Genomic DNA, 25,810 nt, shown 5'->3' on the forward strand with positions numbered 1-25,810 from the left:
CTAAACTGTCGCTTCAGCTCTTATATTTCCTCATTTCAAACCTTACTCTCCATCTTCTTTCCGACGCCATTTCCCTTCACTGAATACAACAATTAATCCAGTAAGTAACACACTCATACCCAACAGCCAACTCACTTCAACATCACCTGTTGCTGGTAAGTCGCTTGATCCTTCAGCCGGTGGAATTTCTTCACCTGGAGGTTCTTCTTCAGGTGCTACCGGTGCGTCTGGGATTAGCGTATTAATAATATTACCATCTACATAAGTTGTACTATAACCTGTCACACTAACTTCAGCGACTGTATATTGAATTCCTTCGCCATTGTTATTGTACATTGGTAAGTCTGCAAAGTAGTATTTCCAGTTGCTTGATGCATCTGCTGTCACTATTTGAGTGTCAATAATTTGACCATATGCAATTAAGTTAACTGTAATTGAATCTGGTCGTTTATTTAACTTATCGTTATCATCTTCCCAGATTTTATCACCTGCGATTGTTACCGTATGAGATACATTGTAAGTATTAATAATCGTTGTTCCGTTGTACGTTGTCGTGTATTCAGGAACCGCTACTTCACCTACTGTGTATTCATATCGATTACCATCATTATCAAACCTATCAACATTTTCGAATCTATACAGCCATCTACCAGATGAATCCGGTGTAACAACTTGGGTATCAACCACTTCACCATCACGTATTAAGTGAACCGTAATCGATTCTGGTCGTGTCTCGAAGTGATTATCAAAGTCATCTCGCCAAATTTTCTCTCCACTTATCGTAGTAGATTGAATCGTGTAATTATTGGTCAAAATAATATTACCATGATTCGAATCATTAATTGTTGATGTGTATCCTACTGGAAGATTCAACTCAGACACTGAGTAAATAATCGTCTCACCGTCAAATCGCTGAGGTAAATTAGACCAAACGTAAGTCCAGTTATCTGCTTCAGTGATTGTTACAGGGTCACCTACTACCTCACCATTGGCTAAGAGCTGTACGTCAATACTATCTGGTCGATGACCTTCTGCATTGCCTCGATCTAACCATGATTTAGTTACGGTAACGCTTGTTTCGTCTGGAGTACGCGTATTAATGATATCGAATCCATCAATGGAATTCGAGTAACCATCCACCGCATTCTCAGTAATTGTGTAGACAATTCGCTCACCATCTTTATGAGTTGGTAAGTTATCAAATACATAGTGCCAATCATCCGCTTCCGTTACAACAATCGTATCAACGATAATACCATCGGCAAGTAGATGAATCGTAATTGCTTCAGGTCGTGCTCCATCTTGGTTCTCTTGATCATTCCATGTCTTACTTCCTTCAACTTGAGTGGTCTCTGGTGTATGACTATTGGTAATCATCAAGTTCCCTTCACTGTCATCGTGAACGATGGATGTGTAACCTTCTGGTACATCTAACTCAAGTATTGAGTACTCAATTGGTGTACCATTATTATTCTCTGCTAACCCTGTCCAAGTATGAGCCCAGCCCTCTGCTGATGTTAAAGTCACTGGTTCCCCAATAGCTTCGCCATCCGCTAATAATTGAACTTGAATACTTTCAGGTCGCAGGCCATCTTGGTTGTTTTGATCCAACCAAGACTTGAAGACGCTAATACTTACTTGATCTGGTGTTCGGCTATTTATTACGTCATAACCATCCATCTCAGACGAGTAACCAGCAACATAATCTTCCGTCACGCTATAAGTAATTCGCTCACCTTCTGCAAATGCTGGCATATTCGTAAAGCTATAGCTCCAATCATCTGCTTCTGTAACAATCTGACTCGCTACTTCAATATTATTCGCTAATAGATTAATCGTTACTTGATCTGGTCGCAGACCATCTTGATTATCTGCGTCGTTCCATGATTTCGTACCGTTAATCACTAGTGTCTCAGGTATGTAACTATTTGTAATCATTAAGTTACCATCATCATTATCGCGTACGATAGATGTATAACCTTCTGGAACATCTAGTTCAATCGCTGAATAATCAATCGCACTACCATCTTGATTTTCTGGTAAACCAGCCCAAGTGTATGCCCAGTTGCCAGCTAATGTTAACGTGACTGGATCACCTATGGCTTCACCGTTAGCTAACAATTGAATCTGAACACTTTCTGGACGTCTTCCGTCTTGGTCACCTTGATCTAGCCAAGACTTGAAGACACTAATGCTTACTTCGTCTGGCGTGTGATTGTTGGTAATATCAAAGCCTTCTACTACCGGAGAATAGCCTGGAACGTAATCTTCCGCAATAGTGTATGTGATTCGTTGACCATTTATGAAGACTGGCATATTCGTAAAGCTATACGTCCAACCATCTGATTCGGTCACTACTTGACTCGCCACTTCGACATTATTGGCGAATAAATTAACTCTAATTGAATCTGGTCGGATATCATCTTGATTGTCTTGATCGTTCCAAGTCTTCGTACCTTCAATTGTTGAAGTTTCCGGGATGTAACTGTTAATTATCATTAAGTTACCATCATCATCATCTTGAACAATTGAGGTATAACCTGCCGGAACGTTTAACTCTTCAACGGAGTAGTCAATAGCTGTACCATTATTATTTTCTGGTAAACCAGCCCAAGTATATGTCCAACCGTCGGCTGATGATATTGTTACTGGTTCCCCAGTTGCTTCACCATCGGCTAATAACTGAACTTGAATACTTTCTGGACGAAGACCATCTTGATTATCACTATCTAACCATGACTTGAAAACACTAATACTTACTTCGTCTGGGGTGCGGTTATTAAAGACATCGAAACCATCAATCAGACTTGAATAACCCGGAACATAATCTTCCGTAATCGTGTAATTGATTGGTTGGCCATTCGCAAACACGGGCAAGTTGTTAAAGTTATAACTCCAACCGCCGGCTTCAGTAACGACTTGACGTGCTACCTCTACATTGTTTCCAAATAATTTAATAACGACAGACTCTGGACGCAGACCATCTTGATCCTCATTGTCATTCCATGTTTTCGTTCCACTAATTTCTGTGATCTCTGGTGTAAAGCTATTCGTTATCAACAAGTTTCCATCGTTGTTGTCTGTGACAATCGATGTATAGCCTGCCGGAACGTTTAACTCTTCAACAGAGTAATCAATTGGATTGCCGTCTTGATTTTCTGGTAAACCAGCCCAAGTATGCATCCATCCTCCTGCTGAAGTTAATGTAATCACGTCGCCTGAAGCTTCGCCGTCAGCCAATAACTGAACTTGAATACTTTCTGGACGCAAGCCATCTTGATTATCACTATCTAACCATGACTTGAAGACGCTAATACTTACTTCATCTGGTGTATGGTTGTTGGTAATATCGAAACCATTCACGACAGGTGAGTAACCTGGAATGTAATCCTCAGTGATTGTATAAGCAATACGAGCACCGTTATTAAAGACTGGCATGTTCGTAAAGCTATAAGACCAACCGTCGGATTCCATCGCAGTTTGACTTGATACTTCAACATTGTCCGCAAACAGTCTAATTATTACAGACTCTGGACGCAGACCATCTTGATCCTCGTTGTCATTCCATGTTTTCGTTCCACTAATTTCTGTGATTTCTGGTGTAAAGCTATTCGTTATCAACAAGTTTCCATCGTTGTTGTCTGTGACGATCGATGTGTAACCTGTCGGAACGTTTAACTCTTCAACGGAGTAGTCAATAGCTGTACCATTATTATTCTCTGGTAAACCAGCCCAAGTATGCATCCAATCGCCCGTTGACGTCAGTGTAACCACGTCTCCTGAAGCTTCGCCGTCAGCCAATAACTGAACTTGAATACTTTCTGGACGCAAGCCGTCTTGGTTATTATTATCTAACCATGACTTAAAGACATTGATACTTACTTCCCCTGGCGTTCTTTGATTGAATACATCAAAGCCGTCTACAGAGCTAGAATATCCAGGAACAGAATCTTCTGTCACTGAGTAATTAATTGCTTGACCATTCGCAAAGACAGGTAAATTATTAAAATTATAGATCCAATCATCTGTTTCCGTAACATTCTGGCTTGATACTTCAACATTGTCCGCAAAAAGTCTAATTATTACAGACTCTGGACGAAGGCCATCTTGATCGTCTACATCGTCCCAGTACTTCATACCAGAAATATTGCGTGTTTCCGGGGTATGACTGTTCGTAATGAGTAAATTACCATCATTATTATCTGTGACCATCGATGTATAACCTGCCGGAACGTTTAACTCTTCAACAGAGTAACCAATTGGATTGCCGTCTTGATTTTCTGGTAAACCAGCCCAAGTATGCATCCAACCGCCCGTTGACGTCAATGTAACTACGTCTCCCGAAGCTTCCCCGTCAGCCAATAACTGAACTTGAACACTTTCTGGACGCATACCATCTTGGTCACCTTGATCTAACCATGACTTGAAGACGCTAATACTTACTTCGTCTGGTGTGCGGTTATTGGTGATATTGAACCCACTAACCACTGAAGAATAACCAGGAACATGGTCTTCTGTCACACGATAAGTAATGCGTTGACCTGTTTCAAAGACCGGTAAGTTATTAAAACTATATGCCCAACCATCTGTTCCAGAAACTTCTTGACTCGCTACCTCTACATTATTAGCAAATAGGCGTATCATAACCGTTTCTGGTCGCTCGCCATCTTGATCATCTGCATCATTCCAGCTTTTCACACCTTCAATCGCTATAGTCTCAGGTGTATATGTGTTAATAATCTGTAGATTCCCGTCGTTGTTATCTACAACAAGTGATACATAATTTGCCGGGACATTTAATTCTCTTACAGTATAATCAATCGGAGCTCCTCCATCATTCTCTGGCAAACCAAGCCACGTATATGACCAGTCTCCGGTAGCCACTAATGTAACAGGCTCTCCAGTATCTTCACCATTAGCAACCAATTGAACTTGAATGTTTTCTGGACGAAGACCATCTTGGTTGTTACCATCTACCCAGGACTTGAATACACTTACACTCGTCTGATCAGGTGTACGCGTATTAATCACGTTGAATCCGCTTATATTAGTAGAGTATCCAGGCACATTATCCTCTGTCACTGAATAATTTATTCGCTGACCGGCAGCAAAGACAGGTAAGTCCTCAAAGCTATAAGCCCAATCGGTCAATTCATTTGCTATCTGACTATCTACTTCTAAGTTATCCGCATACAAGCGAATAATGACACTATCAGGTCGCATTCCATCTTGATCATCTGCATCATCCCAACTTTTGACACCATTAATTGTTACTATTTCTGGTGTATAACTATTGGTAATTAGTAAATTACCAACATCATTATCTTCGACAGTTGAGATATACCCTGCAGGCACATTCAATTCGACCACCGAGTAATCGATTGGATTTCCAGCATTATTTTCCGGTAAGTTTGACCAAGTATATGACCAACTATCACTTCCCGTTAAAATAACTGGTGCGCCAGTCGGTTCACCATCAGCTGTTAATTGAACCTGAATACTTTCTGGTCGCGTACCATCTTGATTGTTTCCATCAATCCATGATTTAAAGACACTAATACTTACTTCATCCGGGGTCCGGTTGTTTGTAATATCGAACCCATTCACCATTGAAGAATAACCTGGAACATAATTTTCTGCAATGGTATATGTAATAGCAAAGCCATCAGCATAGACAGGTAAATCAGAGAAACTATAGCTCCAATCATTTGCTGCCGTTACTTCTTGGCTATCCACCGGAACATTATTTGCTAATAAGTTAACAATAATTGTATCTGGTCGCTCGCCATCTTGATTATCACCATCGTTCCACGTTTTACTTCCTTCAATCGTTCTTGTTTCTGTATTCTCATATGTATTAGTGATTCTCGTTCCTTCAATAACTGTCGTATAATCCGGAACCGCTACTTCCTCAAGCGTATAACTATATTCCTCTCCATTAAGGTCATACCTTAACAAATTCTCAAAGTTAAATGTCCATAAGTTGGACACGCCCGAGACAGTCCGCGTTTCTATAACATCTCCGTTTTGGAGCAATGAAACTTGTATCTCTATCGGTCTTGTACCTAGTCGATTGTCATAATCGACCCAAGCCTTCTCTCCTTGCAGAGTCATTGTCTCATCATTAAAGTAAGTGTTCGTCACCGTTAACCCAGATACTTCACTTGTATAATTCTCAGGTGTAAAGAGATTACCTTGAGCATCAACCTCTTCGACCGAGAATGTATACGGTCCGTCTAACCAATGATTGGCATCAATGTTCGTCCAACTAACTTCTGTTGTCCCACTTTCTAATGCAAGAATTTCTGCATTAGGAACGACTTCTCGAGCCCCTGAACTTAGTTGACGATATAGTTGGAACCAAATAGTTGGTCGTGTTTGAGGGCCATTTACCCATACTTTTTGAGCAGTGACTTCCGTTTGCTGAATCCATTGTGCGTATAACACATTACCCGCCGGATCCGCATTATTCACTCGAATAGTCTCACCCGGTGCATAAGAATCACCGTCGCCTGTCATCCATCCTGCAAAAGTATAACCATCGTACACAAAACTAAAATCAGCATTCGTTGACCCTAGTACTGTTTGCACCGAATTATTCGGTAACGAATCAAAGATAAATGGATTACCTGCCGCCCCATTCGGATCATAAGTTAACGTCGTTTCATTCAACTCGCTCCATTGTGCGTAAAGCGTTAAGAAACCACTTTGTATCTCATTTGCCGTTAACTCGATAATTTGGCTCGGTATATAACTTGTACCACTGCCATCCGCTTTTGTATTCCATCCAATAAATTGACGTGAATCATGAGTCATTGATTCTTTTGATTTAGTAGTTGCCTTCACGCCTACCTTATACGTATTGTTGTCAACTGGAGGATTTGATCCACCATTCGCATCATAAAGAATGGATACCTCATTATCGATCCACTCAGGGTATATTTCAATACCATCTTGATTGATTGGCATCGATAAATCGAAGGTTACGTAACGCCCGTTTACAAACCAATACCAACCTACAAACTCATTTTCATTGTCAATCATCTCAAGTTGAGTCTGATCAACAGCTTCGCCGGGTTCAACTGTAATCCCTTTAGAATTAACACCATCACCAAAGTGATTGATTACTGTGAAATTCTCAGGTTCCCATTTCGCATACATAATTAAGTTATGCGCTGGCATTGAATTCCCTGTGAAAGGATATATCGGGCCACCTAAAGATTCATTGTTCCACCAACCTTTAAAAACGTAACGAATGCCATCGACAGTAATTGTAGTCTCGTCAAGAACATAACTTTGAGGATTTACTCCAGTCAAGTTCTGTTCATATGGAATATCGTTGACATTAATAACCCCAACATCATAGGGATTATTCGTAATAAACTCAATATTATAGTTGTTACGGTCATAATAGGTGCGAATGGTATAGTTATTACTATTTGTAAATATATCAGAATCTTGTCCTGGCGATGTTACATACTGCCAAGTAAACCCAACAACTTCTCGTCCACCATTGAACGACGTGTTATTCCCTACTCTAAACGTCACCGTTTTAACGATTTGATTAACACCCGTTTCAACAAAATTAACTGTTGCTACTCTATTTCCTGTCGTTGTTGACTGAAGAGTTAAATTCCTTTGTGGCATAATCGGTGCTTCAATTTGTGTAAAATTATTCGAAATGTCATACCAGTTAACATTTGGTTGTTGAACTACAGCATTGTCCCAATGTACTTGTGTGGATGCTCCATGTTTAACTTGAACGTCCACAATTGAAGTATTATTATTGTTACCAGTTCTAAATCTTAACCGATACGTATCACGACTATAGAATACATTTAATTGTGTACTACTATCCCCTTTGACCAACACATTTTGATCCGCATGTGAATAGGTATAGTGAGTGTACGTTCTTTGCTCAAATGTAGCGACGCTCCCCGTGTTACCCGTTTCCGTTAACGCTTCTTTAAAGCTATACCCCGTATCATTCGCATTCTCGTGCCAATATACTACTGTATATTCTTGAAGCGTAGGAACCCAAACAGCTTTTAATTGATAGTTATGCATAATAGCTGTTTGTGAATCAAATGGATCTCCATTTGGCAACGCCCAATGATCAAACGTATACCCTTCTTTAATCACGTTCACGCTTGAAAAATCAATGGTATCCCCTTCTGGAACAAATATCGGCAACTGCGATGTACCACCATCTGAATTAAATTCTATCTTATAACGTGCCGTAGCGACAGCATGTAATATTAAGTCATCATGGACAGGTTGTGATAAATCATATTCAGGCCCGCCTGGTGTTGTCGACCAATGTGAGAATACAAGACCATCTTCAATATCCTCAATCACAGGCACATCACTCGTATCTACTATTGCTCCGTCATCCACTACCTTTGTCATAATCACAATATTCTGTTGTAAAAACTGAACATGATGCTTATTCTCAAACTTAGCAAACACATCAACTGTCTCTGGACTCTCCTCTGTCACTGTAATCGGTAAACCAAAGGCAATAGATGTTTCTTGACCATTCTCAAGTACATACCAACCTATAAAATTACCTTGACCACTTGGAACTTCTGGCATAACCAACGATTCTTGATCTAATATAATTTGTGTCTGAAAGATAGTTGAATTACTGCCATCAAGATAGAAATTATATGTAATCGCTCGATCCTCATTAGGAGGCGTAATATTAAACGGGCCAACCATCGAAGGTTCTAATTCGGTCTCATCTTCGCTTAGCTCTTCATCGGGAGCTTCTTCTAATGAATCATCGGAAGTGTCCGTTGATTCTGTATTTGTTTCAGAATCGGAGTCAGGCTCTTCATCTGATTCTCCTCCATCTGATTCATCAGAACTCTCTTCTGACGCGTTCTCTTCAGTTTTAGATACTTCGGAAGACGAATCTTTTGGCTTAGGTGTATAATAATTAGTAATAATAATATGAGCAGGATGACTATTATCTATCGTAGATGAATAACCGCTCGGAAGCTTTAATGCTTCAACCGAATATCCTACATCATCTCGAATTTCATACCACGTATGTGTCCAATTATTGTCATTCGATAAGGTGACTGAATTGCCCTGATTAATTTGATTGTCTAAACGATAGACAGTCAGCGAATCTGGCCGTACCCCATCAATATCATCTTGATCTTGCCATACTATTGACACTTTAAAGTCCATATATGTAGGCTCTACCGATTCCTCTTCAGTAGATGCTTCCTCAGGCATCTCTGATTCTGCAATAGGCTCACTAGATTGATTATTATCAACGGACTCTTCAACGACTTGAGCTTCCTCTAACTCTTCGGTTGAAATAATAGGAGTGTCAATCGTTTCTGTCATCGAAACATCATTGTCATTCAAAGACTCTGCTGCAATAATTACTGGCAACGTCGTCTGCAACAAGATAAATATAGTACTCCATAACGAGACAAACTGTTTCATTCGCCTAAGCCAATGAGTGCTTGATTCATCTCTATTTTCTACTTCTTTCTTATTCATGATTTCTCTCCTTTCATGGAGGGAAGATAATCCTGTCAGTTAACTAAAAGAATTACCAAGCAGTAACATCATACAATTGTCACACTGATTTTCAATTTGTGTGATAATATCACCTGCTTTCTTGTTTGTAAGGGCTTACATTTATGTAAGCCAAAAACGCCTCTGATACACTAATTTTTTCCATATTCAGGGCATGCTAAAAGTATTAAGAATGGATTGAAATTTTAGAGAAATTAATTGGCGAGAGTAGTAACATAAAATAAATACTAGAGAAGTTCTAGTAAGCAATAGTGAGAGCTAATTGTAATGTGGTGAAAGAAATTAAAAACTGATACATTTATGAGGAATAAATGTTCACATAGTAAATATACATCAAAAAAAATGATTTTGCAATAGACACTAGGTCTGTTAGAGCAAGGTTTATACCCTTTTCAAATTAAATTGAGGCAAATTAATCCATGAATATGATTATAATAATTTAATTAAAATTCACTAATTTTTCACCCTATATGTTAAAGTATCGTTGTATCTGAAGGTGTTACTTAGCTAATTATATATATATATATATATTTATTTATTTATGTATATGATTGTTAAATGTTGTAATTAATTTTTTTATTTAATTTAACATCAAATACTAAATTCACTACTAAATAATGCCCTTATCATTATTTCTAATTTCTTATTCCCATTTTTTAATAGTTTCAAAAAAACCTCAACCACTTCTCATTCAAGTAGCCAAGGCTTTTTCGCATCATCATTATTCAATTCAATTCTAATTATCATTTAAACACTACACTATATCCTTGACTCTCCACTTCCGGATTTAATTCGAGCACTGTCGTAATCGCATCGCGAGCCTGTCCCGCCGCGGTCTCCAACAATCCTCTTTCAATTGCTTGAGATTCCACAATCCCCTCTTGATCAATCGAGAACTCTTTATAATCATCAACCTTAATCGGGTTAAAGATTGAACTATCCTCATCCAATACATTGATCGATTCTTCATCAATTTCATGCGAAAGAATAGATGGTTCAGGTAAAGAAACGATAATATCTAAATTCTCTACATCCACTTGAACGTCTTCCAAGTTAATCCCGGCATGGATTAACCCCGAATAACTCACAATAAAATTCTTCTTAGTAAAAGGCACGTTCCAACCATGGTACGTATTTTGATTCTCAAACGCACCCGCATTGGTATAATGATATTTTGTCGTCGTTAATTCTTGCGCTTCTTGAATTTGATGTTCAATTAAATCACTATTAATCGTCGGTTCTGCTTCGGTTTGAAAACCACTAAATAAGAACACCACACCGACTGTCATTAGAACGAATAAAGTCAAAACAATCAGACCAACACCCTTAAACAACTTCGACAAAACTCGCATAAACCCAGCCCAAAACCCATCGCTACGTTGTATATCTTTATCTTGATTCATTTTGGTTTCCTCCTAGTATTATTCAACTAGGACATCATATAAAAATATCATTCAAATTACAATCAGACCTTAGACGGAGATGTTGATTGTAAAGCCTTTACATGATGATTTCTCTACTATAATTCCCCACTAACTAATGCGAACACAACTTTTTTGACCGATTGAGTAACTAACCCCTCCAACGTATCCACTTTTTTATAATTTCTCGCATTCAAATCGAACGTTCTAATCTGAACAGATTCAACTAAACCATCCCCCGTGGATCCATCCATTCCTTCAATTCATCCTTCGTCGCATAACCCAACGCCAATGCCGCAACTTCCAAGGTCGTGTTATCCTCCAACGCCTTCTTCGCAATCTCAGCACTTTTGTCATAGCCAATATGGGGCGTTAAAGCCGTCACCAACATCAACGACGAATCCAGCAACTCTTTCATTCGAGCTTCATTAACCGCTAGCCCCGACAAGCATTTCCTTCTAAAGGAACGCATCGCATCCGTTAACAAGCCAACACTTTGCATAAAATTATAAATGATGACTGGCTTAAACACATTCAACTCAAAGTTCCCCTGACTCGCAGCCATTTGAATGGTTGTGTCATTGCCCATCACTTGCGTGACAACCATCGTTAAAGCTTCTGCTTGAGTCGGATTCACTTTACCAGGCATGATCGAGCTCCCAGGCTCATTACTTGGCAATGTCAACTCGCCCAAACCACTTCGCGGTCCACTCGCCAACCAACGAATATCATTGGCGATCTTCATCACATCCCCAGCTAAAGCGCGAACCGATCCATGCACAAAAGATAAAGGCTGATGACTCGTTAGAGCAAAATACTTATTCGAATCGGATACAAAAGGAAAACCAACTACCTCAGCCAAAACTTGAGACACTTTCTCACCAAAATCCTCAGAAGCATTCAACCCAGTTCCAACAGCCGTTCCACCAATCGCAAGCTTCAGTAAAGACTCACTACTTTGTCTAACCGCTACTAAACTCTGTTCAATCATACTCTTCCACCCGCTCACTTCTTGAGCCAAAGTAATCGGCGTCGCATCTTGTAAGTGCGTGCGCCCAATCTTAATAATTTGTCCATTGCTTTCCATAAGCTGACTCAACTCAGCAAGCCATCGCTCTAATTCAGGCAATAAATCCTGATGAACTTGACGATAAGCAGCCAAATGCATCGCCGTTGGAAACACATCATTTGAACTTTGCGAACGATTCACATGGTCATTAGGATGAACCAACCCTTCAGGAGAAGCCAAACGCGCAATCACTTCATTCACATTCATATTCGTTTGCGTTCCACTCCCCGTCTGCCATAAGCTCAACGGGAAATGCGAAGCATACTCAGATAGATCCGATAAGAGTAAATCACAGGCCTCACGAATCTGTTGGCCCTGTTCTTGATTCAACTTACTCTCTTCTTGGTTGACTACCGAACAAGCGCGCTTAATCTGAATCAAAGCCTCTATTAATTCCAATGGCATCTTCTCTGAACCTATCTCAAAATTCTCCAAACTTCTTTGCGTTTGAGCACCCCAAAGTGCACTAGACGGCACATCGATATCTCCCATTGAGTCTCTTTCTATTCTGGTCATGTGATTCCTCCTGTTGTTCGTGTTGAGTATTTCTTTAGATTCATATTATCACATTGATCATGAATATCCTCATCAAAAAAGAGACTAGATTACCTAGCCCCTTCATTATTTAGCTTCATTTAAATCAAACACTTTTTATCCACTAACAAGTATCGATTCCCCTACCCTTTTATCCCAACAGATACGTTAGAGTCAATAATATAGCGTTGGAAAACAATAAAAACAATAACCAAAGGAATGATCGAAATCACAGAGGCTCCAAGCATCACTGTCCAATTAATGTTTTCACTTCCTACTAATCCCCTTATAGCTACCTGCAAAGTATAGTTTTTCGGTTTGTTTAAGACAATTAATGGCCAGATATAATCATTCCATCTCCATTGCACCGAAAAGATAGCTAATGTAAAAATAACTGGCTTAGCAATAGGTAACATGATATCAAAGAAAATTTGACCGTCCGATGCCCCATCTACTCGAGCAGATTCAATCAACTCATCCGGTACCGAAACAAAAAACGTCCGAAACATAAAAATCCCAGTCGCCGTATTAATGGATGGGATAATAATTCCCGCTAAATTATCGTAAAGTCCAAGCTCGCGAATGACAATAAAAATTGGATTCATAATCACTTCTGTTGGCAACATGGTTGTGGCTATAATACAAATAAAGAAAAAGTTCAGCCATTTGATGTCATACTTCGCAAATGCATAACCCGCTGTTGCACTGGCTATGATTGTTAAGATAGTGGTAACTACCGTCGTAATCATAGTATTCATAAATAAACGCGGAAACTCTAACGTATTCCATGCGTCAACATAATTTGAAAACGTTGGATTCTCAGGCAATATACTTAATGGATAGGTAAATAACTCTGATCCGGGTTTAAATGAACTCAGAATAAACCATAAAAGAGGAAACAACCACAGTAAACAGACAATGATTAAAGCAATGGTCAATAAAGTGGTCGCTGTTTTGTCATGTAACTTGGAAAGATTATATGTTTTTTTATTCTTCATTTCTTTGTCCCCCTAATCTTAATTGTAATAGCCCGAAAAGTAATAAAACGACAAATAAAACCATCGACGCTGCACTTGCATAACCGACTCGATTTCGTTCAAATCCTGTCTGATAAATATATTGGACAATAAAGACATTATCCGTTCCCGGCCCACCATTGGTTAATGACTGAACAAGTGCAAATTCTTTCATCGCGCCGATAGAACTCAACAGAAGAATCATAAATGTCGTTGGTTTTAAGGCAGGCAAGGTATAAAAATAATCCCTCATTTAACTTTGGTATGTCAAGTCTAGTGAGAGATTATTTCTTTCTATCCAATTACTATGTCGTCTAACTGCCTATATGTTTCTCGGTAAGTTCCTATTAATACATCAATAGAAAGTTTTATAATTGGTACTTAACCGAACCGTTTTCACTACAATACGCTAATGCCAAATAACAGAATCTACACCCACAACGCATACCGATCATGCATCAGCTTCTCCACATCCACACCATACGCCTTCTCCAAACTCTTCGTGTTCAACACACAATCAATTTCACCCTCAGAAATCACCCGCGTATTATTCAACAACAACCCACGATTACCAAAAAACTTAGCAACCGACAAATCATGAATAATGCTAATGACACACCTACCAGGCTCCTTGACCCACTCCTGAATCGTCTTAAAAATCTGCTCTTGATACGCCAAATCAAGATGATTCGCTGGCTCGTCTAATATAATGATATTGGGATCCTGAGCAATAATTTGCGCTAGAAAGACTCGTTGCAATTCCCCACCAGAAAGTGACAAAATTGACGAATACCGATGCTTCTCCAAGCCCGTTATTTGAATCGCCTCATCCACCTTCTCTATATCCTCTTTAGTCATATGACCAAACAAACCCTTCTTATGAGCATAACGCCCAAGCTCAACAATCTCCTCAACAGAATAATGATATATCGGATTATGATGTTGAGTCAGCACACCAATTCTCTTAGCCTTTTCCTTTGAAGATAATGTCTGAATATCTTTCCCTTGATACTCAATCATTCCGCTATAAGGAACCGCACCTGAAATCGCTCGAACAATCGACGTTTTACCAGCACCGTTTGGCCCAACAACCATGTACCAATCATTTTGATTAACTTCAAAGTTTACATCATCAAGAATGAGTTTACTCCCGTAGTTTAATGTCAAATTTTTCACTTGAAACATGTTAGACTCTCCTTCTTGAAAAAATCATAATAAACAAAACAGACCCCAATAATGCTGTAATAACACCAATTGGTATTTCGGCTGGACTTATAATTGTACGTGAAATTAAGTCCATCACCATCAGAAAGATAGCCCCAATAAATACTGTCATGGGTAAGACAACTTTATGATTCGAACCAAATAAGATTCGCGTCGTATGTGGGATAATCAAGCCAACAAAGCCAATATTTCCTCCTACTGACACAGCCGTTCCAATCAGCGCTGATGAGCATAAGAATAATAACAACTTCGTTCGGCGCACATTCACACCTAAGTTTCTCGCTTGCTCTTCCCCTAAAGAAAAAGCATTCATTTCATTCACTTTCGTCATTGCCAGACCACCAAATACTAAGACTGAAACAAACAGCAACAACGCATTATGATAGTTTGAACCGGAAAGTGAACCCATTGTCCAAAAGATAATTTGTTGCATATTTTCATTAAATATCGCAATCAATAAACTAATCAAGCTACTCGTCGTCATTGAGAAAATAACCCCGATCAAAATCACCGTATTATTTGAGATGGCCTTATCAATGCGATGCGCTAAAGTTAAAATTAACACTAACGAACCAAACGCAAACAGAACCGCTAATACAACGGTCCCATCGAATGGTAAGAAGGGTAAACTAAGCCCACTTACAATCGCTACAACTGCTCCTAACGACGCACCGCTTGATATCCCTAGTGTCGATCCATCCGCTAGCGGATTCTTTAACAAGCCTTGCATAATCGCTCCAGATAGAGACAATGCAGCTCCGACTAATGCCGATACAATCACTCGTGGAATCCGGACATAATATATAATACGATCATATTGATTATTTAATGGCTGATTAAGGATGAGGGATTTAAAAGAATTTAATATATCAATAATTGGTACATTTACACTTCCTATACTGACACACAGTATAAAAGCGATGATAAAAATGCTACCTGCTATAATTACTTTTTTCATATCATATAAACCTTCTTCTATACAAAAAGACCTGTCGAAAAACAGGCCAATTCGTTATTTAATCGCCATAAACAATGTCATATAACGTTTTAATTGCATCAGTTAATCTTGGACTAGGTCGAGTAAATTCATCCGAATTTGCTAAAAACACGTGCTCATTTTTAACAGCGGACACAGTGTCCCAGCCATCACGTCCTAATATCTCTTCAACTGGTTTAAAGCCATCAATTGGCATTGTACTTGTAATGATATAATCTGGATTTCTTTCAAGAACTTGTTCTTCAGACACTTCGCCCCATCCTTCGACATCGGCAAAGATATTCTCTAAGTTAAGCATTTCAGCAATCTCATTCATAAAGGTAGACTGTCCACCTGTCCAAATACCATACTCAAGAGGTGAGATTTCAAAGTAAATACTTTGACCCTCTTCTCCTGCTTCATCTGCTTGTTGACTATAGTCAGCAAAGGTTTCTTCCATATCAGCAATTAATTGCTCTGCTTGTTCTTTGTGTCCAACAACTGCTCCAATTAAATCAATTGATTCATAAACTTCTTCAATATTTGAAGCATCAGTGGCAACAACTTTAATACCTGCTGCTTCGATCTGATTGATTTGGTCTTCTGTTTGACTCATTGTTGTCATTATGACGACATCAGGATTTAGTGCGATGATTTCTTCGATGTTAATACTTTCACCTGTTGATACTTGAGGAATATCTTTAACTTCCTCAAACGGGTAGTCAACATACTCACCACGTCCAACAATGATGTCTCCAGATTCTATGGCAAAAAGGATTTCTGCATTGGATGGTTGCAAAACAACGATTCGCTCAGCAGGTCCATTCAGTTCAATCTCCCGATCAGCCATATCTGTAACAACAATCTCACTCGCCTCTTCAGCCAGAACACTCAAACCACTCGAAAAACCAGACAGAATGCACCCCGTTAATAGTGTTAAAAACACCCATACACTTTTAGAAAAAAATGCTCTACTTTGTTTCATAATTCTTCCTCCTCTTAATATAGAAGGAATAGATGTTAATATTTAATTGATTAATTTTACACCTATCCCCAGCGGTAAAATATAAATTTTACGATTGCTTTCTTATATATTCAGGTCTCCCGACTTAGTCTCATCCTACTTGAATCGCCTTCCCGTATCTCTACAGTGGCTGTTTGATTCGTTCGTCAACGTCACGGTTACTGGGTTAGTTCAGAATTTGCATCTGATTCCCTCGATTTACATCGGCTGTTAAGCGAATATATATTAATCACATTTTATAACCAAACACTCTACACTCACATATTTTTTTCACTTCATACTCATACAACTGGCCATTATTAATTACGATATCCCAATAACTTTTATCCGGCTCAAAGAAATTAGCCACAAGCTCTCGAATGACGCCACCATGTCCGATGAACAAGATATGGTCAGTATCAACGGACGCTTTCAACAGCTGTTCGAAACCGTCTAATACTCGCCTTTGAAAGGCAAGATACGTTTCACCGCCACTGGGCGTCACAGAGAATGGATCCTCAATAAAGGCTCGCCAGTCACTTGGAAAGGCTGCTTCCACTTCATTGGCGTCCAAGGTTTCCCATGCGCCAAAGTCTCTTTCATTAAAAAAAGAACAACTCTCTTTCTTTAAACTCTTCAAGTTGTTCTTTTTCATAATAATCTCGGCACTTTCAGTAGTACGCTTCAGACTGGATACAATAACACGCGTTATCTCTAACCCCTGAATGTCTCGAGCGACTTCTCGCATCTGCAAGCGCCCATGCTCAGTTAGCGACACATCGGTCACACCGTAATATTTACGGAGAACATTCAACTCCGTTTCACCATGTCTTAAAAAGTATATTTTCATTCTGGTTGAAAATCCATAATTAATCGATCAGGCAAGGCGTAGTAAATGACCTCTGCTGCAACAATATTAATTACTGTCGCTAGAGAAAGCGGTACTAAGAGAGTGGACAAAACACCAAAGCCTAAAATTGGAATCAAAGGAATTTGAGCCACAAATACATTAAAAATAAATAATACAATATCACTCATAATCATAGTCTTCTTATTTGTACGTTTCCCTCGCACTTTACCAAAGACAAATAATGTCAGACTCATCATCACCCCAATAATTAAGTGGATTGGCAAAGATAAAGGGAATCCAGATAACAAAGCCGAACTCATATGACCAAGAAAGGCTAAGACAATTCCATAAGTCGGAGACAGTAATATCGTCCCTAAAATTGCTGGCGCTGTATCTAAGGCAATCGATCCAAATATTTTAAAGTAACCACCTAACACACTCAAAGCAATCATCAGACTCACCAAGGTTAATTGTTTAACTTTCACTATAACTTCACTCCATTGTCCATTCTTTATTTCTACATATCATACCATTTAATCAGCGGTTAAATACACTGTTGGGTACGAAGTGACTAATTTCTTTAACCCACTAGGCAATTTCAATTTGTCTAAGTCACTAATTAATATCTTTTCATTGATAGTCGCATCATTATTCAGAATTTTACTAGCCCAATTCGGGTCAATCACCGGTGCATTCGCTACAGAAACGAATGGCGCTTTAGCCAACACTTCTTTGATATCTTCATGATTTCTAACGCCACCACAAGCAATCAAAGGCGCCTTATAGTTTTGATTCAATAATTCATCTAGGATATCTTCTCCATCAAGTGATTTCTTCTTATAACTTGATACAGACAAGTGAAAATAATCTACCGGTAACTCATCCAACACGTCTAATAGTTTCTTCGTATCTCTTAGCCGAATACCAGGTATTTCGTACTCTTCTGGCGAGAAGCGGTAACCTAGAATAAAGTCATCATTTGTATGTTTATCAATGACTGCTGCCATTCTTTTAATTAGCTCGGTGGCGAATCTCATACGTTTTTCTCTCGTACCGCCCCATTGATCGGTTCGACGATTCGAGTGTTGCGAGAAAAACTGTTGTACAAGATATGTATTGGCACCATGTATCTCAACACCGTCAAAACCTAAGTCGATTGCCTTTTTCGTAGCCATACAGAAGTCATCAATAATTTGTTCAATTTCAAGATGCGCTAATTGCCTTGGAAACGACGCAAAGCTTCTCGGTGTCGGTATTTCACTTGGTGAAACAGGCTGGTGATGACGAATTAAGAAGGGTTCTGCCATTCGACCAGCATGGTACAACTGTAGAATGGCTTTGGAACCATTCCCATGGATGACGTCAGCAAGTGTCTTTAATGAACTATCTACAGCTTTATCATATATCTTCCATCCACGTTCAAAGCCAGTGCCTAAGATAGACACTGCCTGAGAACCGACTATAATAGCGCCGAAATCTTTCGATGTTCTGTCAAAAAAATCGAGATCTTCTTGGGATATTGCACCATTTCCTTCTGCACTGCTCGTTGTCATGGGTGCCATAACTAGTCTATTATTCAATTGAAAATTTTGTTTAAAAATAAAAGGATTGTTGACTTCACCCATTTCAGCCACCTTACATTTCTTGTTGTGTGCTTACTTCTGGTTTAGATACACGGTTAACAAAGAATAATGCCACTAATACAGCCGTTACCCCACCAACTAATTTTCCAACAATCATCGGTGTAATAAATTCTGGTGCAACACCAGCAGTAAAGCCAAGGTGGTCTCCGATTGTGAATGATGCCGAAACTGCAAAGGCAACGTTGATCACTTTACCACGCTCATCCATGTTCTTTAAATTGTTAAACATAGCGATGTTGTTAGCTAAAGTAGCAATTAAACCTGCTGCAGCAATATCATTCATCCCTAATAAATTCCCGACTTTAAGTAATGGCTTTTCAAATAATCTAGTAATAATATAAACAAGTCCGTAAGCTCCGGCTAATGTCACAGCAATACCTCCAACTGTTTCAAAAGCGACACTTAGTGAATCTTGATTTTCAAACACTTTTACGCCGACTAGTAACTCAAGCGTTCCAATGGCTAACCCAATTGTTGCAACTGCTACAATGATCTTACCAAATACAATAAAACCTTTGATTAGTTGATTTGGGATAACCCATAATCCGATCACAATCAGTAAAGCAATAATAATAATAGGTATTAAGTTAGTTAAAATAACTCCAATACTTAAGCCAGTCATTAACCCACCTACGATAGCTCCCAGTGGAATTGTAATGACGCCGTATAAGATACCTTGTGCTAAGGCTGGTCTGTCTTCAGCTTCAATAATTCCAAGTCCAACAGGAATTGAGAATACGAGTGTTGGTCCTAACATCGCTCCAAGAATTAACCCAGAAAACCCTACAATAGCTGGGTCATTAGATAATTGTTGCGCTAAGAAGTAACCTCCCATATCGTTCGCTAGAATGGTACCTGCAAACATCGCAGGATCCGCCCCAAAGAGTTCAAACAATGGAACAATAACTGGACTCAACCAGTCAGATAATTTAGGTGCTAATACAATAATACCTGCCATTGATAAAGCTAATGAACCCATTGCCATTATACCTTCATCAAACTGCTCACCTAAACCAAATTTGTTCTCCAATATTTTATCAATGCCACCGAGGATCATGATGATAACCATAATCCACACAATTATTTCATTTAAGCTCATTTCGGTTTCAGTCCTTTCAATTTGAGTTATAATCGATTTTATCGATAATCCCAACAATAACCATATCTACTGGAACTACTTTATTCTCAATAGATAGTCGTGCAGAACTACCAGTTGTTATCAAAACTTCATCACCTATACCGGCACCTGCGTTATCTGCCGCTACAATTAATTCCTCACTAAACACATCTTTGTTGATCTGCTTTTCAACGATTAAAAACTTTAAGCCATTTAGCTTTTCATCTTTTCTCGTCGCCCAAAGATTTCCTACAACCCTACCAATTATCATGACATCCCTCTTCTCTCAACAACAATAGATAAATCATTCAAATAATCTTTAGCTAATGCTGTGATGATTGCATTGGGTTCAATAACGAATACTTCGCCTCGGTCCAATTCAAGTTCTTGGACAGATTTTAAGGTAATTAATTTCTTTTTAATTGATTTTTGTGATTGTACGTCTGCCTTTTTAGGTTCCTCATTGAAATGAGATAAATGAACTATTTCAATGCCCATTTTTGAAACCTCATTTAAATGCTTTTGGAATAAAGCTTTAAATGGTTTATTTTCTGTCTTTTCAATTCCTTGTACTGCCTCTGCTAAAAGAATAACTTTCTTATTATTCAATATGTGGTTTAATATGGCTTCTTCTTCTTTAGTAACCGATAGAAGATTAGCTAATCTTGGAATAGAATATAAATTCACTTCAGAAATGACTAATACATCGACCAAAGCATTGGAATATTCTTTAGTTGATTTAAAGTTTTGTTTCTTATAATATTCCTCAACAATTGTATTCTCACCTATCATTGCGTAACTTTTTAATTGAATCGTATTCGTTTGTTTAAGTGTATTTGAATCGTTTACATTTTTTTCTTTTAAAGACGACATCACTCTTTTTGCAATCTCATCAACTAAATCATCAAATTGATTCATAATACCATCATCCTATCTTATAATTTTACCTCGCGTACCTTTCGTAAAACCACAGGCATTCGCTTCATCATAGTCAATATGCATAAACGTTCTAAATTTCGGGCTTATTCTGACTACAACATCATCGAATATTAAGGGTCTACCACTTAGTACTTTAACTTTCACAACTTCTTGATCCACTACACCTAACTGTTCAGCGTCTTTATCATTTACATGAATATGTCTTTTCGCCACGATGACGCCTTCATTGATAGAGTATGTGCGAGACCCATTCATTAACACTATTCCGGGAGATCCATCAATATCGCCACTTAATTTTAGAGGTGCTCTTACTCCTAATGGGCGTGCATCTGTAAATGATATTTCAACTTGGGTTTCTTTTCTAACTGGACCTAAAATACTCACATTATGCAGAACACCTTTAGGCCCTACAATTGTAACTCGTTCTTGCGAAGCAAATTGACCTGGCTGGGATAAGTATTTCATTGGAGTGAGTTTATACCCTTCGCCAAACAATACGTCAACAGCTTCTTGTGATAGATGAATATGTCTACCACTTGCTTCAATTTCAAAAGTATTGCTCAGTTCGCTATTCACACGTTCTGCAACTTTGTCGATGAGCTCATTCATTTTCATATGCATTTGCTCCTTTTGTTTCCTAGTAATTTATAACACATAATTTTTGTATTTCTCAATTAAAGTCACTGTAAAATCTAATAACCAAACAATTAAGTGTATACAATCACTACTCAGAGTCATTTCTTGATCATTGATTACTTTATAAACACCTGACTTTAAATCTAGATAAATTTTAAATAACTGTAAAGACTGCGTTGAGTCAGTATAGCTAGGTTCGGTACCATCAGAATATTGTTTGACAAATTTTGAGTTGCCGATATAAAATTCATGTCTTTTTTTAGACAAATCAGTTTGGCTCTCTTTATTCTGTAGATTGAGTTTCACTTCTTTTAATATCTGCTTTAATGCTTCTAACTCTAAGACAAATGTTTGGTGCTTTAGATTGTCTTTTTGAAGCAAGATAATGTCTAGAATGCTTCTGTCTAACTCAATACCTAACTGGGACCTATTATCTTGACTGACCTTAAAGAGTGTCGAATGACCTTCTTCAACATTAGGTAACGTTGATTCCTGTACAACACTGACACTCGTTTCACTTTCAGTGCTCAACTGAATCTTATGTTCATTGAGAAAAGAACGTGCAGCAGGTGTAATGATTGTATCAGCCTGAATCTCTAGTCGTTTACATTTCTTTAAATCTGTCTCTTTCATTAACTTTCTTATTTTTAATTCGGTAAGAAGTTTCATATTGGCACACTTCCTATAAAAAAAGACTGAAACACTTGTTTTGTCTCAGTCTTTTGAATATTTTAGTCCGCATAATGGACTGAGTGAATATTATTCTATTATTACTCACCACTATTGTATTCTGGTAAAATAGCATCTACTTCTGTATGTGGACGTGGAATTACGTGTACAGATACTAATTCTCCAACTGCTTCAGCAGCTGCTGCACCTGCGTCTGTTGCTGCTTTAACCGCTCCAACATCTCCGCGTACCATCACTGTTACTAATCCACCACCAACATGTTCTTTACCAATAAGTGTAACGTTTGCTGCCTTAACCATTGCGTCTGCTGCCTCTACCGATGCTACTAAACCACGTGTTTCGATCATTCCTAATGCTTGTGCGCTTGCCATAATTAATTCCTCCTAGAATTTGTTTGTTTTATTTTAGTTTTTGTAATACTTTTTCTACTAATAAGTCTAATAATTGGTCTTCATTTATATCTACTTTGCTCGTGTCTGTTGCTACATCATCTACTTTAATGTTTTCAGCTCGTTTAATGTCGTCTAATTCTTTGACTCCCTTAGCTGCTCTACGGATATCAAATAAATTCATTGGACTTATATTATCAGAAGTTGAACTTCCTCCAACTGAACCGCATCCTAAAGTCATTGCTGGGAAAATATCTGTTGTTGCGCCAATCCCTCCTAATGTTGCAGATGTATTTATTAACAAGCGAGATACTGGTGCTTTCAATGTGAACTCTTTAATGATTGCGTCATTTTTAGAATGAAGTCCCATTGTGTGCCCTGCACCCTCTTGGTTTAATATATTAATGGATAATTCTAACGCTTCTTTCCAAGTATCAACGGTATAAAATGCTAAGATTGTACTCAGTTTTTCACGAGAATATGGTGCATGAATACCAACGCGTGATTCTTCAGCAATTAACACTTTAGCTGACACAGGAACATCAATCCCTGCCAGGTCCCCTACATATTGTGGTGATCTACCCACAATTTTGGCGTTCATTCGACCATCCGGTCTTAGAATAAATTTCTCTAATTTCTCAGCGTCTGCTTTAGGTAAGAAGTAGGCACCTTGTTTTTCTAGCTCTTTAACTACACGCTCTTTATTGTTTTTCTCAACAATGATTGATTGCTCAGAGGCACAAACAGTTCCGTAGTCGAATGTTTTCGATTCCATAATTTGTTTGACTGCTAGTGGTACATCTGCACTGTTTTCGATGAATGCAGGGCCATTACCTGGTCCTACCCCAATAGCTGGTGTTCCAGATGAGTAGGCAGCTTTAACCATTGCTGATCCACCTGTTGCAAGAATAAGATTTGTATCGTTATTCGTCATTAATTCTTGCGTCGCGTCCATCGTCACTGTTGTAATAACATTAATCGAATTCTCCGGTAAGCCGGCTTTGACTCCCGCTTCATTCATTACTTTTACAGTTTCAATGATTGATTTCAATGCACTTGGATGCGGTGAAAAGACGATTGTATTCCCAGCTTTAATTGAAATTAATGCTTTATAGATAACTGTAGAAGTAGGATTCGTTGATGGAATTAATCCAGCAATGACACCTTTTGGTACAGCCACTTCTGTGACAGTATCTGTCTCATTAATAATTCCAATTGTTCGCATATCTTCCATTGCTTGAGTCACATACTTTGATGCAAAGGCGTTTTTGATGACTTTATCTTGCCATTTACCAAAGCCTGTTTCTTCCGCTGCCATTTTCGCTAATGGTACTCGTTGTGAATAAGCAGCTTTAGATAGCACTTTAACAATTGTGTCAATTTCTTCTTGAGATAATTGCGCTAATTTTAATTGTGCTTCTTTCGCTTTTGCAAGTAATTGCCGTGTTTCTTGAATGGATGCTAAATCTTTATATTCAATACTCACTAATTATTACCTCCTTCATTGACTAATGCTTCAATTAATTTGTCTTTTTCAGCATTTTTTATCTGTGATACTTCAATTCCTGAGAGCGGTTGTTTATATGCCAAAGCTCTTAGTTGAGTTACTTTCAATTCACTTAAGGATTCTTTAGTGAATGAATCGGCTTCACTTTGACTTGACTCTTCAGGTTGTTCTTCAGCTGAAAACAATTGAATTGAAGATCCTGTTTCGGTTTCCTCAATCATAGGCTTTTCTTCTATGACTGGTTCTTCTTGAGTTTCTTTAATGACTTCAGATTCCTTCGGTTTCTTTGTCTTTATGCTTTTTAATAACATGTTTTCAACTTGCTCATCTAATCTTGCAATGACATGGCTTGAAATCAAATTATTCGTCCCTTCCAATGCTCTAACACCTGCCTCAACTGCTGATTGAACTGCTGCAACATCTCCATATAATTCTACGGTTGTTAATCCGCCACGAATTCGTCGATTCCCTAATAGATTAACATCCGCAGATTTCAAAGCTGCATCACTTGCCACAATCGCTGAAAGCATTCCACTAACTTCAATTAAACCTAGTGCTCTTATGGCCACTTACTCATCCCCTTTAATATGCGAGTGGATTGTCTGCAACAGCTTGAACAGCTGCTGCAAATGCATCACATGCCGCAGTACAAGCTGATTGACTCCCTGTTAGTAATGCGCCACCAAAGTTCGTTTCAGTAGGTGGTTCATATAACACTTTCATCTCCACATCTGCTGCCTTTAACGCTGCATCCAAACCAATCATTGCTTCTAGCGGTGGAGCAATTAGGTAAGCTATCGCTTCACCTTCTCTTACACCAGCAACTTCGGATAGATAAGTCCCACTTCTAGATACGTTATGAGCGAAATAAATGATCGAATTGTCATCATTTGCACTATAGAAACTTGCGTCTCTTTCAATAACTTGCCTTGCTGCATCTAACCCACTACGCACTTCATCAGGCGAAGGTCCAGCAATAATTCCAATGACTTCTCCAGCTAATTTGGTATTCGCATTATCTGCTCCACCGTAAAAACTTTTTGCGTAGACAACATCGACAGATGATTTTTTAGTTGCTTCATCTAGGGCAACATAAGTCACATCATCTGAATCTGAGGTAATTATACCTAAGCTCTTTTGGTTACTTTTTAATTTTAAATGTTTTGCAAGACCCTCATCTACATTGGGAATAATCCTCACAGCTAAAACCTCTGCACCAAGACGTTCGTTTCTCATTC

At 38.5% G+C, this 25,810-nt stretch carries 20 protein-coding genes, 1 pseudogene and 1 riboswitch; all 21 genes and pseudogenes read right to left on the reverse strand.

Annotated features, from left to right (window positions below; all coding sequences use genetic code 11):
- Positions 1-42: 42 nt before the first annotated feature.
- A complete protein-coding gene (locus tag HYQ40_07120; GenBank protein ID MBZ6527548.1) occupies positions 43-9,519 on the reverse strand; it encodes a Cna B-type domain-containing protein in 9,477 nt (3,158 codons plus the stop codon).
- Positions 9,520-10,301: 782 nt separating this feature from the next.
- On the reverse strand, positions 10,302-10,961 hold the full coding sequence (locus tag HYQ40_07125; protein MBZ6527549.1) for a DUF4230 domain-containing protein: 660 nt from the start codon (positions 10,959-10,961) through the stop codon (positions 10,302-10,304).
- Positions 10,962-11,077: 116 nt separating this feature from the next.
- Positions 11,078-11,233 carry a hypothetical protein gene (locus HYQ40_07130; protein MBZ6527550.1) on the reverse strand — a complete coding sequence of 52 codons (156 nt, stop codon included), beginning with the start codon at positions 11,231-11,233 and terminating at the stop codon, positions 11,078-11,080.
- On the reverse strand, positions 11,206-12,564 hold the full coding sequence (locus HYQ40_07135; protein ID MBZ6527551.1) for a class II fumarate hydratase: 1,359 nt from the start codon (positions 12,562-12,564) through the stop codon (positions 11,206-11,208). The genes HYQ40_07130 and HYQ40_07135 overlap by 28 nt, the downstream gene beginning before the upstream one ends.
- Before the next feature lie 161 nt (positions 12,565-12,725).
- On the reverse strand, positions 12,726-13,580 hold the full coding sequence (locus HYQ40_07140; GenBank protein MBZ6527552.1) for a carbohydrate ABC transporter permease: 855 nt from the start codon (positions 13,578-13,580) through the stop codon (positions 12,726-12,728).
- Positions 13,570-13,833, reverse strand: a pseudogene (locus HYQ40_07145) (sugar ABC transporter permease). The gene HYQ40_07140 and the pseudogene HYQ40_07145 overlap by 11 nt, the downstream one beginning before the upstream one ends.
- A 194-nt stretch (positions 13,834-14,027) precedes the next feature.
- Positions 14,028-14,783 carry an ABC transporter ATP-binding protein gene (locus HYQ40_07150; protein ID MBZ6527553.1) on the reverse strand — a complete coding sequence of 252 codons (756 nt, stop codon included), beginning with the start codon at positions 14,781-14,783 and terminating at the stop codon, positions 14,028-14,030.
- Between the two features lies 1 nt (position 14,784).
- Positions 14,785-15,768 carry an iron ABC transporter permease gene (locus tag HYQ40_07155; protein MBZ6527554.1) on the reverse strand — a complete coding sequence of 328 codons (984 nt, stop codon included), beginning with the start codon at positions 15,766-15,768 and terminating at the stop codon, positions 14,785-14,787.
- Between the two features lie 70 nt (positions 15,769-15,838).
- A complete protein-coding gene (locus tag HYQ40_07160) occupies positions 15,839-16,783 on the reverse strand; it encodes an ABC transporter substrate-binding protein (GenBank protein ID MBZ6527555.1) in 945 nt (314 codons plus the stop codon).
- A gap of 91 nt (positions 16,784-16,874) precedes the next feature.
- Positions 16,875-17,061, reverse strand: a riboswitch (cobalamin riboswitch).
- Complete coding sequence (locus HYQ40_07165) at positions 17,052-17,651, reverse strand: histidine phosphatase family protein (GenBank protein ID MBZ6527556.1); 600 nt, start codon at positions 17,649-17,651, stop codon at positions 17,052-17,054. It overlaps the preceding riboswitch by 10 nt.
- Complete coding sequence (locus HYQ40_07170) at positions 17,648-18,136, reverse strand: ECF transporter S component (protein ID MBZ6527557.1); 489 nt, start codon at positions 18,134-18,136, stop codon at positions 17,648-17,650. Before HYQ40_07170 ends, HYQ40_07165 begins: the two co-directional genes overlap by 4 nt.
- A 48-nt stretch (positions 18,137-18,184) precedes the next feature.
- Positions 18,185-19,276, reverse strand: coding sequence for an NADH-dependent flavin oxidoreductase (locus HYQ40_07175; protein MBZ6527558.1), 1,092 nt, complete (start codon positions 19,274-19,276; stop codon positions 18,185-18,187).
- A gap of 10 nt (positions 19,277-19,286) precedes the next feature.
- Positions 19,287-20,393, reverse strand: coding sequence for an ethanolamine utilization protein EutH (gene eutH, locus HYQ40_07180; GenBank protein MBZ6527559.1), 1,107 nt, complete (start codon positions 20,391-20,393; stop codon positions 19,287-19,289).
- A gap of 16 nt (positions 20,394-20,409) precedes the next feature.
- Positions 20,410-20,682 carry a EutN/CcmL family microcompartment protein gene (locus tag HYQ40_07185; protein MBZ6527560.1) on the reverse strand — a complete coding sequence of 91 codons (273 nt, stop codon included), beginning with the start codon at positions 20,680-20,682 and terminating at the stop codon, positions 20,410-20,412.
- Positions 20,679-21,329: a hypothetical protein gene (locus HYQ40_07190; GenBank protein ID MBZ6527561.1), complete on the reverse strand. Its 651-nt coding sequence runs from the start codon at positions 21,327-21,329 to the stop codon at positions 20,679-20,681. The genes HYQ40_07185 and HYQ40_07190 overlap by 4 nt, the downstream gene beginning before the upstream one ends.
- A gap of 12 nt (positions 21,330-21,341) precedes the next feature.
- The gene (locus tag HYQ40_07195; GenBank protein ID MBZ6527562.1) at positions 21,342-21,965 is read right to left on the reverse strand and encodes a phosphate propanoyltransferase; all 624 of its coding nucleotides are present in this window, start codon (positions 21,963-21,965) and stop codon (positions 21,342-21,344) included.
- A 30-nt stretch (positions 21,966-21,995) separates the two neighbouring features.
- Positions 21,996-22,655 carry a hypothetical protein gene (locus tag HYQ40_07200; GenBank protein ID MBZ6527563.1) on the reverse strand — a complete coding sequence of 220 codons (660 nt, stop codon included), beginning with the start codon at positions 22,653-22,655 and terminating at the stop codon, positions 21,996-21,998.
- A gap of 101 nt (positions 22,656-22,756) precedes the next feature.
- Positions 22,757-23,047, reverse strand: a complete 291-nt coding sequence (locus HYQ40_07205) for a BMC domain-containing protein (GenBank protein MBZ6527564.1) — start codon at positions 23,045-23,047, stop codon at positions 22,757-22,759.
- Between the two features lie 28 nt (positions 23,048-23,075).
- The gene (locus HYQ40_07210; GenBank protein MBZ6527565.1) at positions 23,076-24,551 is read right to left on the reverse strand and encodes an acetaldehyde dehydrogenase (acetylating); all 1,476 of its coding nucleotides are present in this window, start codon (positions 24,549-24,551) and stop codon (positions 23,076-23,078) included.
- Positions 24,551-25,102 carry a BMC domain-containing protein gene (locus tag HYQ40_07215; GenBank protein ID MBZ6527566.1) on the reverse strand — a complete coding sequence of 184 codons (552 nt, stop codon included), beginning with the start codon at positions 25,100-25,102 and terminating at the stop codon, positions 24,551-24,553. Before HYQ40_07215 ends, HYQ40_07210 begins: the two co-directional genes overlap by 1 nt.
- A 52-nt stretch (positions 25,103-25,154) precedes the next feature.
- Positions 25,155-25,808 (reverse strand): ethanolamine utilization microcompartment protein EutL, encoded by a 654-nt coding sequence (gene eutL / locus HYQ40_07220; GenBank protein ID MBZ6527567.1) that lies wholly within the window; start codon positions 25,806-25,808, stop codon positions 25,155-25,157.
- Positions 25,809-25,810: the final 2 nt, after the last annotated feature.

The sequence above is a fragment of the Aerococcaceae bacterium DSM 111021 genome (assembly GCA_020112395.1).
Lineage (GTDB): Bacteria > Bacillota > Bacilli > Lactobacillales > Aerococcaceae > Ruoffia.

Coding starts and splice junctions, on each gene's coding strand:
- HYQ40_07140 (MBZ6527552.1), bottom strand. CDS start 13,580: ATGAAGAATAAAAAAACATATAATCTTTCCAAGTTACATGACAAAACA.
- HYQ40_07200 (MBZ6527563.1), bottom strand. CDS start 22,655: ATGAAACTTCTTACCGAATTAAAAATAAGAAAGTTAATGAAAGAGACA.
- HYQ40_07150 (MBZ6527553.1), bottom strand. CDS start 14,783: ATGTTTCAAGTGAAAAATTTGACATTAAACTACGGGAGTAAACTCATT.
- HYQ40_07185 (MBZ6527560.1), bottom strand. CDS start 20,682: ATGATAATTGGTAGGGTTGTAGGAAATCTTTGGGCGACGAGAAAAGAT.
- HYQ40_07160 (MBZ6527555.1), bottom strand. CDS start 16,783: ATGAAACAAAGTAGAGCATTTTTTTCTAAAAGTGTATGGGTGTTTTTA.
- HYQ40_07190 (MBZ6527561.1), bottom strand. CDS start 21,329: ATGAATCAATTTGATGATTTAGTTGATGAGATTGCAAAAAGAGTGATG.
- HYQ40_07175 (MBZ6527558.1), bottom strand. CDS start 19,276: ATGGGTGAAGTCAACAATCCTTTTATTTTTAAACAAAATTTTCAATTG.
- HYQ40_07165 (MBZ6527556.1), bottom strand. CDS start 17,651: ATGAAAATATACTTTTTAAGACATGGTGAAACGGAGTTGAATGTTCTC.
- HYQ40_07130 (MBZ6527550.1), bottom strand. CDS start 11,233: ATGGATGGATCCACGGGGGATGGTTTAGTTGAATCTGTTCAGATTAGA.
- eutH (MBZ6527559.1), bottom strand. CDS start 20,393: ATGAGCTTAAATGAAATAATTGTGTGGATTATGGTTATCATCATGATC.
- HYQ40_07215 (MBZ6527566.1), bottom strand. CDS start 25,102: ATGCTTTCAGCGATTGTGGCAAGTGATGCAGCTTTGAAATCTGCGGAT.
- HYQ40_07205 (MBZ6527564.1), bottom strand. CDS start 23,047: ATGGCAAGCGCACAAGCATTAGGAATGATCGAAACACGTGGTTTAGTA.
- HYQ40_07120 (MBZ6527548.1), bottom strand. CDS start 9,519: ATGAATAAGAAAGAAGTAGAAAATAGAGATGAATCAAGCACTCATTGG.
- HYQ40_07135 (MBZ6527551.1), bottom strand. CDS start 12,564: ATGACCAGAATAGAAAGAGACTCAATGGGAGATATCGATGTGCCGTCT.
- eutL (MBZ6527567.1), bottom strand. CDS start 25,808: ATGAGAAACGAACGTCTTGGTGCAGAGGTTTTAGCTGTGAGGATTATT.
- HYQ40_07125 (MBZ6527549.1), bottom strand. CDS start 10,961: ATGAATCAAGATAAAGATATACAACGTAGCGATGGGTTTTGGGCTGGG.
- HYQ40_07195 (MBZ6527562.1), bottom strand. CDS start 21,965: ATGAAAATGAATGAGCTCATCGACAAAGTTGCAGAACGTGTGAATAGC.